This window comes from Noviherbaspirillum humi (assembly GCF_900188095.1).
Lineage (GTDB): Bacteria > Pseudomonadota > Gammaproteobacteria > Burkholderiales > Burkholderiaceae_D > Noviherbaspirillum > Noviherbaspirillum humi.
Map to the genome: position 1 here is coordinate 93,382 of NZ_FZOT01000012.1, position 12,606 is coordinate 105,987.

Here is a 12,606-nt window from a genome sequence, read left to right on the forward strand (position 1 = left end):
GAAATGGCAATCCCACATTGTCGGCAATTCGTCTTGACGGAAGCACAATCCCGACGAACGGCGCAGCCGCATGAAAAAGCCCGCCGCATCGTGCGATGGCGGCGGGCTTCGTCGCGGACGTGAGCCGGGGAAGCGGGACAGGCCTGCGCCTGTCCCGCCCGGCGAACGCTGCCTCGGCTTGCAAGCCGAGGCTGGGCGATCCGCTGGATCAGCGCGGCAGGACGGTGGATCCCATCAGGAACTGGTCGACTTCACGGGCGCACTGGCGGCCTTCGCGGATCGCCCACACCACCAGCGATTGTCCGCGGCGCATGTCGCCGGCGGCAAACACCTTGTCGACCGAGGTGCGATAGCAGCCGTCGCCGTCGATGGTGGCCTTGGCATTGCCGCGGGCATCCTTGGCGACGCCGAAGGCGTCCAGCACCTGTTGTACCGGCGAGACGAAACCCATGGCCAGCAGCACCAGATCGGCCTTCAGCTCGAACTCGGAATCCGGCACTTCCTGCATCTTGCCGTCCTTCCATTCGACGCGGGCGGCGATCAGCTTCTCGATCTTGCCGTTCTTGCCCTCGAAGCGCTTGGTGGCCACCGCCCAGTCGCGATCGCAGCCTTCCTCGTGGGAGGAAGAGGTGCGGAGCTTGGTCGGCCAGTACGGCCATACCAGCGGCTTGTTCTCGGTTTCCGGCGGCTGCGGCAGCAGCTCGAACTGGACCACGGAAGCGGCGCCATGGCGGTTGGAGGTGCCGACGCAGTCGGAACCGGTGTCGCCGCCGCCGATGACGATGACATGCTTGCCGGTGGCCAGCAGCTGATCCTTCAGCTTGTCGCCGGCGTTGACGCGATTCTGCTGCGGCAGGAACTCCATGGCGAAGTGGATGCCGCTGAGGTCGCGGCCCGGCACCGGCAGGTCGCGCGGCTGCTCGGCGCCGCCGGCGATGACGACGGCGTCGAACTCCTGCTGCAGCTGCTCCGGCGAGACGGTTTCCCTGGCCAGGTTGGTGATGTTGGCCGGGAAGTCCTTGCCGACCAGTACGCCGGTGCGGAAGGTCACGCCTTCGGCCTTCATCTGCTCCACGCGGCGGTCGATGTGGCTCTTCTCCATCTTGAAGTCGGGGATGCCGTAGCGCAGCAGGCCGCCGACGCGGTCGTTCTTCTCGAACACGGTGACGTCATGGCCGACGCGCGCCAGCTGCTGGGCGGCGGCCATGCCGGCCGGGCCGGAGCCGACGACAGCGACCTTCTTGCCGGTCTTGAACTGGGGCACCTGCGGCACGACCCAGCCATTTTCCCAACCCTTGTCGATGATGAAATGCTCGATCGACTTGATGCCGACGGCATCGTTGTTGATGTTCAGCGTGCAGGCGGCTTCGCAGGGCGCCGGGCAGATGCGGCCGGTGAACTCCGGGAAGTTGTTGGTGGAGTGCAGGTTGTCCAGCGCCTCCTTGTAGTTGCCCTTGAAAACGAGGTCGTTCCAGTCGGGGATGATGTTGTTGACCGGGCAGCCGCTGTTGCAGAAGGGGATGCCGCAGTCCATGCAGCGCGCGCCCTGGACTTTCGCCTGCTCGTCGCTGAGGTGCATGATGAATTCTTTGTAATGCTTCTTGCGCGCCTCGGGCGCTTCGCTCGCTTCCTGCAGGCGCTGGAATTCCAGAAAACCGGTGACTTTACCCATGATGTTCCTTCGATATTTTTCTGCCTCCCCGCCGGCGTTCGGCGGGGAGCTTGTCGTCGTTGATGACCAGGCTTACGCCGCGATCTTTTCCTTGGACTTGGCGGCGTTGATCTCGCCCAGCGCCCGCTTGTACTCGGTCGGGAAGACCTTGACGAACTTGGTGCGGGCAGTGGCCCAGTCATCCAGCAGGTTGCGCGCGCGAGTGCTGCCGGTGTACTTGAAGTGGCGCTCGATCAGACCCTTCAGGATCGCCTCGTCGGTCTGTCCTTCGCCGTTGCGGGCCTGGCTGTGCCAGATCGCGCGGTCCATGGTGTTTTCCTGTTCGCTGCTCGAGAGCACGGTTTCCAGGGTCACCATCGACATGTTGCAGCGGGCGGCGAATTCACCTTCCGGATCGTAGACGTAGGCGATGCCGCCCGACATGCCGGCGGCGAAGTTGCGGCCGGTGGCGCCGAGCACGACCACGGTACCGCCGGTCATGTATTCGCAGCCATGGTCGCCGGTGCCTTCCACCACGGTGGTGGCGCCGGAGTTGCGGACCGCGAAGCGCTCGCCCGCGACGCCGTTGAAGAAGGCTTCGCCGGAGATCGCGCCGTACAGCACGGTGTTGCCGACGATGATGTTGTCGACGGCGCGGCCGCGGAACTCGGTGTTCGGACGCACGATGATGCGGCCGCCCGACAAGCCCTTGCCGACGTAGTCATTGCCCTCGCCCACCAGATCGATGGTGATGCCGTGCGCCAGGAAGGCGCCGGCCGACTGGCCTGCGGTGCCGTGCATCTGGATGTGGATGGTGTCGTCCGGCAGACCGTCGTGGCCGTAGCGCTTGGCGACTTCGCCCGACAGCATGGTGCCGACGGTGCGGTTGACGTTCTTCACCGGGGAGATGAAGGAAACCTTCTCGCCCTTCTCCAGCGCGGCTTTCGCTTGCGCGATCAGCTTGTGGTCGAGCGCCTTCTCCAGGCCGTGATCCTGCTCCAGCACCTGGTAGCGCGGCTCGTCGGCCGGCACGTCCGGCATGTGGAAGATCTTGGTGAAATCCAGGCCCTTGGCCTTCCAGTGCGACACCGCCTTCGACTTGTCGAGCAGGTCGGCGCGGCCGATCAGCTCGTCGAAGGTGCGTACGCCCAGCTGCGCCATGATCTGGCGCGCTTCTTCCGCAACGAAGAAGAAGAAGTTGACCACATGCTCGGGCTTGCCCTGGAACTTGGCGCGCAGCACCGGATCCTGGGTGGCGACGCCGACCGGGCAGGTGTTGAGGTGGCACTTGCGCATCATGATGCAGCCTTCGGCGACCAGCGGCGCGGTGGCGAAGCCGAATTCGTCGGCGCCCAGCAGCGCGCCGATGACGACGTCGCGGCCGGTCTTGATCTGGCCGTCGGTCTGCACGCGGATGCGGCTGCGCAGGCGGTTCAACACCAGGGTCTGCTGGGTTTCGGCGAGGCCGAGTTCCCACGGCGAGCCGGCGTGCTTGATGGACGAAAGCGGCGAAGCGCCGGTGCCGCCGTCATGGCCGGCGATGACCACGTGATCGGCCTTGGCCTTCGCCACGCCCGCGGCCACGGTGCCGACGCCGACTTCGGACACCAGCTTGACCGAGATCGAGGCGCGCGGGTTGACGTTCTTCAGGTCGTGGATCAGCTGGGCCAGGTCCTCGATCGAGTAGATGTCGTGGTGCGGCGGCGGGGAGATCAGGCCGACGCCCGGCACCGAGAAGCGCAGCTTGGCGATGTACTCGGACACCTTGTGGCCCGGCAGCTGGCCGCCTTCGCCCGGCTTGGCGCCCTGCGCCATCTTGATCTGGATCTGGTCGGCGGAGATCAGGTACTCGGCGGTGACGCCGAAGCGGCCGGAAGCCACCTGCTTGATCTTGGAGCGCAGCGAGTCGCCTTCCTGCAGCGGCAGGTCGACTTCGATGCGGTCGCGGCCGATGACGGAAGCCAGGGTCTCGCCCTTCTTGATGGGGATGCCCTTCAGTTCCATGCGATAGCGGTTCTCGTCCTCGCCGCCTTCGCCGGTGTTGGACTTGCCGCCGATGCGGTTCATGGCGATGGCCAGGGTGGCGTGCGCTTCGGTCGAGATGGAGCCGAGCGACATGGCGCCGGTGGTGAAGCGCTTGACGATTTCCTTGGCCGGCTCGACTTCATCCAGCGGAATCGCCTTGCTCGGATCGATCTTGAACTCGAACAGGCCGCGCAGCGTCATGTGCCGGCGCGACTGGTCGTTGATGATCTGGGCGTATTCCTTGTAGGTGGAAAAGCTGTTGGCGCGGGCCGAATGCTGCAGCTTGGCGATCGCGTCCGGGGTCCACATGTGGTCTTCGCCGCGCACGCGGTAGGCGTACTCGCCGCCGGCATCCAAGGCGTTGGACAGCACCGGGTCGTTGCTGAAGGCCAGCTTGTGCAGGCGCAGCGCTTCCTCGGCCACTTCGAACACGCCGATGCCTTCGACGTTGGAGGCGGTGCCCTTGAAATACTTGTCGACCAGCGCCTTGTTGAGACCGATGGCTTCGAAGATCTGCGCGCCGCAGTAGGACATGTAGGTGGAGATGCCCATCTTCGACATGACCTTCATCAGGCCCTTGCCGACCGCCTTCTGGAAGTTGTAGATGGTCTTCTCGGGCGACAGCTCGCCCGGCAGGCCCTTGGCCATTTCGCACAGGGTATCCATCGCGAGGTAGGGATGGATGGCTTCGGCGCCGTAGCCGGCCAGCAGCGCGAAATGATGGGTTTCGCGGGCGGAGCCGGTTTCCACCACCAGGCCGGTGGAGGTGCGCAGGCCCTTGGAGACCAGGTGCAGGTGGATGGCGGAGGTGGCCAGCAGCGCCGGGATGGCGACCTGCTCGGCGCTGACCTTGCGGTCGGAGACGATCAGGATGTTGTGGCCGGACTTGACGGCGTCGACCGCCTGCGCGCAGAGCGAGGCGATGCGGGCTTCGATGCCTTCCTTGCCCCAGCCCACCGGATAGCAGATGTCCAGTTCGAAGGACTTGAACTTGCCGCCGGTATGGGCGCTGATGTTGCGCAGCTTGGCGATGTCGGCGTAGTCCAGGATAGGCTGGGCCACTTCGAGGCGCATCGGCGGGTTGATGTTGTTGGTGTCGAGCAGGTTGGGCTTGGGTCCGATGAAGGAGACCAGCGACATCACCATGGCTTCGCGGATCGGGTCGATCGGCGGGTTGGTCACCTGGGCGAACAGCTGCTTGAAGTAGTGATAGAGGGTCTTGTTCTTGTTGGACATGACCGCCAGCGGCGAGTCGTTGCCCATGGAGCCGACAGCTTCCTCGCCCTGCACCGCCATCGGCGACATCAGGAACTTCAGGTCTTCCTGGGTGTAGCCGAACACCTGCTGGCGGTCCAGCAGCGGAATGTCGGACTTGGCGTCATCCTTCTCGGCCGGCAGTTCGTCCAGCTTGATGCGGACGGAGTCGATCCACTGCTTGTACGGCTTGGCGTTGGCGTAGGTGTCCTTCAGTTCCTTGTCGTCGATGATGCGGCCGGCGTCGAGGTCGATGAGGAACATCTTGCCTGGCTGCAGGCGCCATTTCTTGATGATCTTGGACTCGGGAATCGGCAGCACGCCGGATTCGGACGCCATCACCACCAGGTCGTCGTCGGTCTGGATGTAGCGCGCCGGACGCAGGCCGTTGCGGTCCAGGGTGCCGCCGATGTGGCGGCCGTCGGTGAAGGCCATGGCGGCGGGGCCGTCCCACGGCTCCATCATCGCCGCATGGTACTCGTAGAAGGCGCGGCGGTTGTCGTCCATCAGGGTGTGGTTTTCCCAGGCTTCCGGGATCATCATCATCATCGCCTGGGGAACCGGATAGCCGGCCATCACCAGCAGTTCGAGCGCATTGTCGAAGCAGGCGGTGTCGGACTGGCCTTCATAGATCAGCGGGAACAGCTTCTGCAGGTCGTCGCCGAGCACGGCGGATTTCATCACGCCTTCGCGGGCGCGCATCCAGTTGAAGTTGCCCTTGACGGTGTTGATTTCGCCGTTGTGGGCGATCAGGCGGTACGGGTGGGCCAGCGGCCACTCCGGGAAGGTGTTGGTGGAGAAGCGCTGGTGCACCAGGGCCAGGGCCGAGACGCAGCGCGGGTCCTGCAGGTCCTTGTAGTAGACGCCGACCTGGTCGGCCAGCAGCAGGCCCTTGTAGACCACGGTGCGGGCGGACATCGACGGCACGAAGAATTCCTTGCCGTGGATGAGGTTCAGCGCCTGGATGGCGTGGCCGGAGGACTTGCGGATGACGTACAGCTTGCGCTCCAGCGCATCGGTCACCATGATGTCGGCGCCGCGGCCGATGAAGATCTGGCGGATGACCGGCTCTTTGGCGCGCACGGTCGGGGACATCGGCATGTCGGTGTCGATGGGCACGTCGCGCCAGCCGAGCACCACCTGGCCTTCGGCCACGACGGCGCGCTCGATTTCCTGTTCGCAGGCCAGGCGGGATGCATGCTCCTTCGGCAGGAACACCATGCCGACGCCATATTCGCCGGGCGGCGGCAGGGTGATGCCCTGCTTCGCCATTTCCTCGCGGTAGTACTGGTCGGGGATCTGGATCAGTATGCCAGCGCCGTCACCCATCAGCTTGTCGGCGCCCACGGCGCCCCGGTGATCCAGGTTCTTCAGGATCAGCAGGCCCTGCTCGACGATGGAATGACTTTTCTTGCCTTTGATATGAGCAATGAAACCGACGCCACAGGCGTCATGTTCATTGGACGGATCATAGAGTCCTTGCGCTTGCATGAGCTTTCCCCACTGCTAAATAAAGATGAGCCTGAAGGATAGTGCAGCGCTATAGATAGTTCAATAAAAAAAATTGGGGTCAGAGCAGCATTAATTGACGAACCACAAGTGCGCATGCATAAATGGGGACGGAGTTGCAAGCGTTTGATTTCGTGACGGTTTGCTATTTTTAGGTGCAGATGCCAATTCAGGCCGAGATGGGATTACGCTTGGCTGGGCGTCCTCTTTTGGCTGGCGCGACGCGGCGAGCGGTCTCCTTCTCCAGCCGATTGCGGAAGGCTATGGAACCCAGTGGCCATCCCTGGCGCAGATTGCGCGACAGGGACACCACGTCCTGCTCGCTCAATGCCTGCTCATAGGCATCCCGATAAGCCCGTTCCCTTTCGAACGGCGTGTTGCCCAATGCCCAAGTCAGACGGTGATCGGTGATCACCGGGTCGGTGCGGGCGCCAATATGGTGGGCATGGCTGGACCATTCATAGTTCGCCGCCTCGGCCACCAAGCCGTTGCGGACTGGCAACGATTCCAGATAATGGGTGCAGGCTTGCAGATAGGTCGCGGCTTCCACCACCGTGGCGCGGAACCGGCCTTGCCAGAGGGTGCCGGCGCGCTTGTACCTGGCATTGAAGTAAGGCACGTATTGCCGCCCCAGCCATTGCATCATCCGGCCCAGGGATTCGGCGGCCGCCGGCGTCACCAGCAGGTGAACCTGATCCGGCAGCAGCACATAGCCATGCACCGCCACCTGGAACAGCCGGCCGGCCTCCTTCAGCCAGCGGAGGTATGCCTGGTAATCCTCCTGCTCGCGGAACACGGGCTGGTGGTCCAGCGCATCCAGGACGACATAATGCACCTCGTTCGGAATAACCAGTCGGGGTAAGCGGGCCATGGCGAGCGCAAGGAGAAAATCGGCATTATAGGCGCCGATCAGACCGGGCTGTCTGCCGCTTCCCAGCCATGCGCGTGCCGAACGAACCGGTCTTGCCGCGCCAGCCGGAATGTGCGCGCGCCCGACTGGTAATGATGCTGCGCCACTTCCAGCAGCTGGCCACCCTCCCCTTCCGACCGGACATGCAGGCAATTGAAGGAATTCGGCGCGCCCGATCGTACCCGGTGCGACACCGCCGTGCCGGCGCCGGCCAGCACGAAATGGCGGCCGACGTGCGGAAAAGCTCGTGCGGTGGTCGTCGCCAGCGGCACATGCACATGGCCGCTCAGCACCACGTCGACCCCATGGCGCGCCAGATCGGCGGCAATGCGGTCGGCTTCGATCAGAATCTCCGCCGCATCCTCCTCCCGGGCGGTGGCCAGCGGCTGGTGCACGCAGGCGATCAGCAATCCGGCCCGGCCTCCTTCTCCCCCGTCGCGTCTCAGGCCAGCCGCGATGACATCGCTGGCAAGGGTGCCGCGGGTATGACGCAGCCGGCTGGTGGTATCGAAACCGACGATGCGCACCTGGCCATTGCTCCAGCCGGCCGGTGAGTCGCCGAAAGCGCGGCGGTAGCCGGCGTAGGGTTGCACCAGGCGCAGCGGCAGATTGAACAGCGGCAGGTCGTGGTTGCCCGGGATGACCACCAGCGGCAGCGGCGGCAGGGAATCCAGGAAGGCACGCGCCCGCTCGAACTCCGGTTTTCGCGCCCGCTGGGTGATGTCTCCGGACAGCACCAGCACGTCCGGCTGCAGGGCGCGGATGGTTTCCGCGGCCGCCTGCAGCACCGGCGTGACTTCGGTGCCGAAATGCGTGTCGGAAAGATGGACGATGGTGGTCATGCCGGCAAGCCGTCGTGCGGCACCGCCACCGTCAGCGCATCCGGCAGAATCCGGAAATCGAGCGGCGTGGCCAGCCGCACGATTTCGCCATCCACCACCACGTCGATGCGGCGCTTGCGGGTCGCGGCGGAGAAGGCATCGGCGCAAAACGTTTCCAGGCTTTCGTTCTGGTTCAGGCGACGGGTAGCGCCATGCCACAGCAGCTTGGCCGCGCCGAACCGGGTCACCGGCCGCAGCAGCAGCACCGCCAGGCGCCTTTCGCGGGCGCACTGCACCGCATCCAGTTCCAGCCTGGCCAGCTGCAGCTCGTTGTGGCAGACGAATACCATGGCGGTGCGCCGCACCTGCTCATGCCGGGCGCTGGCAATCTTCACCGCGAATGGACGGTAGCCGGCCAGCAGCGTCGCCACCGCCGAGAGCACCGCCACGATGCGCGAGCGGCCGAAGCGGGCCTTGTCCTGCTCCCGCTCGCGGATGATGCGGCTGTAGAGGCCGAAGCTGGCGTTGTTAAGGAACACTTGCTCATTGACCTTGGCCACCGTCACCCGCCGCAGGGCCGGCGCCAGCAGCAGCCGCGCCGCCTCCGCCGCATCCTGCGGAATGCCGAGCTGGCGGGCGAAGTAATTGAACGTGCCGGCCGGGATCACCCCCATCGCCACCCCGTGGCGCAGGCAGGCCGAGGCGACGGCATTGATGGTGCCGTCGCCGCCGACCGCCACCAGCATGCCGCCGCAGGTCGCTGCTTCCGACGCATGCCGGTCGCACAGCGCGGCCAGGCGGGCCGGCGGCGCCACGTCGACGATGGCAAGCCGGTCGCCGGCAGGCGCCAGCGCTTCCTCGATGGCTTGGCGCAGCGCCGGCTTTTCGCCGCTGCCGGCGCGTAAATTGAGGATGACGGTGATGCGGCGGCCTGCCGCGGGAGACGCGGACGGCAATGCCTGTACCGGCTGGATGTCGGTCATGGGTCCGGCTGCTGGTAGGAATGAAATCGCCGGCAGGAGCGCTGCCTGGGTGAATCGGGCAGACGCCCGGCTGGCGCGTGTCCGCCAGCATAGCGCTTTTTGGAAAAGGCAATCCCGACTTGGCGCAAGGAACCGCGCCGGCGAGGCGAACGATGCGTTCAGGCCGTCAGAGCAGCATCCGCACCCATTGCGGATTGACCTGCCGCTGGCGTTCGATGGCTTGCACCGCCAGCACCCGCAATTCGTTCAGCGGCGCCACATCGGCGCTCTCGATTCTGGCCGGCGGCAGCAGCAGGTCCCAGTCGCCGTAGATGAAGCCCACCGGCTGGCGGTTCACCATCAACGGCAGCAGGGTGAAGCTGCGCACCGAGGGCAGCGCCTCGCGCCACCAGCGCGGCAGCTTCTTGACGAAGACGGGGTCGCGCGCATTCTCGACGAAGATCATCTTGTCGTTGGCGAGGGCGGCATGGAACACGTCCGGCTGGTAGGCATCGCCGAAGCGCAGCTGCGGCAGCTTTTCCTGCACGCCTTCGCCGAAGCTCATGCACACCCGGTACAAGCCCTCCTCCTGGTCGCGGATGAAGGCGATGGCGCGGGAAAAGCCGAGGCCCTGGTGCACCGTTTCCAGCGCCATCGTCATGACTTGCGGCAGGCTGGCATTGCCCAGGGCGTCGCGCATGTCGGCCAGGCCGCGCTGCAGGCGCTGCGCCGCATCGGCGGGCTTGCCGAGCGCCGGCGGAAGGCTGACGGGCGGTTCCGTCGCGCGCGCCGGACGCGGAGCGATCGCGTTTTCCTCGACCGCGCTGTCCTGGCCGATGCTCACCGCGGTCAGGACCTGGGCGAACTCGAGCCCCAGCATGTCGGCATAGTCCTGGGCCAGCTGAACCAGCGCCGGGGATTGCGGACCGGCCTCGCTGTACAAGGCGTCGGCGCAGCGCGACGACAGCGTCGACACCGTGGCCAGCCATTCGGCATGATCCAGAGGTTCGCCGGCATCGCGCGGCACGACGTGCCGGAAGGTATCGGTCAGGCTGCCCGGCAGACCCCATTGCCTGCCGGCGAGGCGGCCGACTTCGTCCAGGCCCAGGCCGAGCACCTCGACCGCCGCCTCGTTCTCGCCCATGCCCTGGCGGCACTTTTCCTGCACCGCTTCCCAGCATTCGGTGAGATAGAAGGTCACCATCATGCGGCCCAGGCCATGCAGCATGGAACACACCACCGCTTCCTCGGAATCCCGAGTGCCTGCAGAAGACGCCACCTGGCGGGCGATATGGCCGGCCAGCACCGCCTTTTCCATTTCCTGGCGCGCCACGCTCGAATCGGTGGAGGCGTTGGTCAGGCCGTCGATCAGCTTCAGGCCGAGGGCAAGGTGGCCGATGGTTTCGGTGCCGAGCACGATCACCGCCTTGGAGACGGTGTTGATCCCTTGGCCGAACACCGAATACATGGCGCTGTTGGCCAGGCGCAGCACTTTCTGCGTCAGCGCCGGGTCCGACAGCACGGTGCGGGTCATGTTGAACTCCCGCTCCTCGTCGCCCTGCATGGCGCTGATGATGGTGTGGATCACCTTGGAAAAGCCGGGCATGTCGCCGCGCTGCCGCACCCGCGACCACAGCAGCGCCATGGTCTCGTCGGCGAGCGGGGGCGTCGGCTTAAGCGGGCTCATCGACCGTCTCTCCGGATGCCGCTTCCCGTGCCGCCTGCTCGGCTTCGAGCAAGCTGATGATTTCCTGCGGCGGCAGCGGCCGTCCGGTGAAGAAGCCCTGCACCAGGCCGCATCCCTGTTTGGCCAGGTAATCGAGCTGCTCCTGGTTTTCCACGCCCTCCGCCACGGTGTTGACATCGAGATGGCTGGCGAGGCTGATCACCACGTTGCAGATGGCCGCATCCTTCACCGAGCGCGGCAGGTCCTTGATGAAGGCGCGGTCGATCTTCAGCGTCGCGATCGGGAAGCGCTTCAAATAGGCGAGCGAGGAGTAGCCGGTGCCGAAGTCGTCGATGGCGATGCGGACCTTGCGCGCGGTGATCGCGTTGAGCAGGCTTTCCGCGTGCTCCGGGTCGGACATCAGGATGCCTTCGGTGATCTCCAGCAGCAGCTGCTCGCCGTTCAGGCCGGACAGCCGGATGGCGTCGTTCATGACATCGATGAACTGATCGTTGCGGAACTGGCGCGGGCTGACGTTCACCGACACGTACAGCGGGCGGCCGATGATCTCCTCGAAGCGCTTGATCTGCACGCAGGCCGCCTTCAGCGCCCAGCCGCCGAGCAGGTTGATCAAGCCATTGCTCTCGGCCATGGGGATGAACTGCGCCGGCGAGACCATGCCGGTGCCCGGCCGCATCCAGCGCATCAGCGCCTCGAAGCCCATGATCTGGCGGCTCCGGGCATCGACGATGGGCTGGTAGTGCAGCAGGAACTCGCCGTCGCGCACCGCCTGGAACATGGCGGCTTCGAGCGAGACGTCGTGCTCCGGCTGGGTGAATTTCTCGGCGCTGTAGATGACGCAGCGCGCCTTGCCGGTTTCCTTGGCGCGGTACATCGCGGTGTCGGCATGGGCGAGCAGCTTGACTTCGCTGTCGCCGTGCTCGGGGAATACGGCGACGCCGATCGAGGTGCCGATGTACAGCGTATGGCCCTGTATCTCGAACGGCTGCTGCATGGCGGAAATCATGCGCCGGGCGATGATCTGCAGCTCGGCCTCCGACACCGCGCCCGGCACCACGGCCACGAATTCGTCGCCGCCGACGCGTGCCAGGGTGTCAATGTCGCGCAGCGTGTCCATCAGGCGCGCCGCCGCCACCTGCAGCAGCGCATCGCCGACCGGATGGCCGAGCGCATCGTTGACCTTCTTGAAACCGTCCAGGTCCAGCGCCAGCACCGCGAAGCCCTTGCCGGTGCGGCGCGACTGGGCCATCGCCATGCGGATGCGGTCCGACAGCAGCGAGCGGTTGGGCAGGCCGGTAAGGGCGTCGTGGGTCGCCATGTGGCGCAGGCGCTCTTCGGTTTCCTGCTGGCTGGTGATGTCGCGTCCCACCGCCAGCAGTTCGGTATCCTGGCTTTCGCCGGCATAGGCCGACAGCTGCAGTTCCATCCAGAGCGAATTCTGGGCCGTCTTCATGCGCAGGTTGACCCGTGTCGGGCGCGCTGCGCGTATGGCTTCCTCGATCGCCGACTTCAGCGCGACGTGATCGACCGGGGCCACCAGCGCCGCCAGCGGCAATCCGGCGAGTTCGGCATCGGTGCCGATCAGCTCGCGGGCGCGCCGGCTGAAGCCGATGATTTCGCCCTGCCGGTCGAGTCGAAATACCGCATCCCCAGCCGCTTCCATCAGGCTGTCGAGTTGGGCTTTCATCGCGGTTTCTGGCCGGTCGCGGCGTATGGAAAACATGTTGCTGCTTGATCCCGTTCGGGTATGGCGCCGGCTTGCATGTCAAATGTCAGGCCACCATACA

7 protein-coding genes are annotated in these 12,606 nt (G+C 65.4%); all 7 read right to left on the bottom strand.

The window, feature by feature from the left end; all coding sequences use genetic code 11:
* Nucleotides 1-208 precede the first annotated feature (208 nt).
* The gene (locus CHB88_RS16470; RefSeq protein ID WP_089400434.1) at nt 209-1,672 is read right to left on the bottom strand and encodes a glutamate synthase subunit beta; all 1,464 of its coding nucleotides are present in this window, start codon (nt 1,670-1,672) and stop codon (nt 209-211) included.
* Between the two features lie 72 nt (nt 1,673-1,744).
* Nucleotides 1,745-6,421: a glutamate synthase-related protein gene (locus CHB88_RS16475; protein WP_089400435.1), complete on the bottom strand. Its 4,677-nt coding sequence runs from the start codon at nt 6,419-6,421 to the stop codon at nt 1,745-1,747.
* A 187-nt stretch (nt 6,422-6,608) separates the two neighbouring features.
* The gene (locus CHB88_RS16480) at nt 6,609-7,310 is read right to left on the bottom strand and encodes a transposase (RefSeq protein ID WP_089400436.1); all 702 of its coding nucleotides are present in this window, start codon (nt 7,308-7,310) and stop codon (nt 6,609-6,611) included.
* A gap of 38 nt (nt 7,311-7,348) precedes the next feature.
* Nucleotides 7,349-8,191 carry a metallophosphoesterase family protein gene (locus tag CHB88_RS16485; RefSeq protein WP_089400437.1) on the bottom strand — a complete coding sequence of 281 codons (843 nt, stop codon included), beginning with the start codon at nt 8,189-8,191 and terminating at the stop codon, nt 7,349-7,351.
* Nucleotides 8,188-9,153 carry a diacylglycerol/lipid kinase family protein gene (locus CHB88_RS16490; RefSeq protein ID WP_089400438.1) on the bottom strand — a complete coding sequence of 322 codons (966 nt, stop codon included), beginning with the start codon at nt 9,151-9,153 and terminating at the stop codon, nt 8,188-8,190. Before CHB88_RS16490 ends, CHB88_RS16485 begins: the two co-directional genes overlap by 4 nt.
* 166 nt (nt 9,154-9,319) lie before the next feature.
* Entirely contained in the window at nt 9,320-10,819 is a 1,500-nt protein-coding gene (locus CHB88_RS16495) for an HDOD domain-containing protein (RefSeq protein ID WP_089400439.1), read from the bottom strand.
* Nucleotides 10,806-12,506: a putative bifunctional diguanylate cyclase/phosphodiesterase gene (locus CHB88_RS16500; RefSeq protein WP_245845019.1), complete on the bottom strand. Its 1,701-nt coding sequence runs from the start codon at nt 12,504-12,506 to the stop codon at nt 10,806-10,808. Before CHB88_RS16500 ends, CHB88_RS16495 begins: the two co-directional genes overlap by 14 nt.
* Nucleotides 12,507-12,606: the final 100 nt, after the last annotated feature.

Excerpts from the sequence above, each read along its gene's own strand:
- CHB88_RS16470 (WP_089400434.1), bottom strand. The coding sequence starts at position 1,672 with ATGGGTAAAGTCACCGGTTTTCTGGAATTCCAGCGCCTGCAGGAAGCG.
- CHB88_RS16475 (WP_089400435.1), bottom strand. The coding sequence starts at position 6,421 with ATGCAAGCGCAAGGACTCTATGATCCGTCCAATGAACATGACGCCTGT.
- CHB88_RS16480 (WP_089400436.1), bottom strand. The coding sequence starts at position 7,310 with ATGGCCCGCTTACCCCGACTGGTTATTCCGAACGAGGTGCATTATGTC.
- CHB88_RS16485 (WP_089400437.1), bottom strand. The coding sequence starts at position 8,191 with ATGACCACCATCGTCCATCTTTCCGACACGCATTTCGGCACCGAAGTC.
- CHB88_RS16490 (WP_089400438.1), bottom strand. The coding sequence starts at position 9,153 with ATGACCGACATCCAGCCGGTACAGGCATTGCCGTCCGCGTCTCCCGCG.
- CHB88_RS16495 (WP_089400439.1), bottom strand. The coding sequence starts at position 10,819 with ATGAGCCCGCTTAAGCCGACGCCCCCGCTCGCCGACGAGACCATGGCG.
- CHB88_RS16500 (WP_245845019.1), bottom strand. The coding sequence starts at position 12,506 with ATGAAAGCCCAACTCGACAGCCTGATGGAAGCGGCTGGGGATGCGGTA.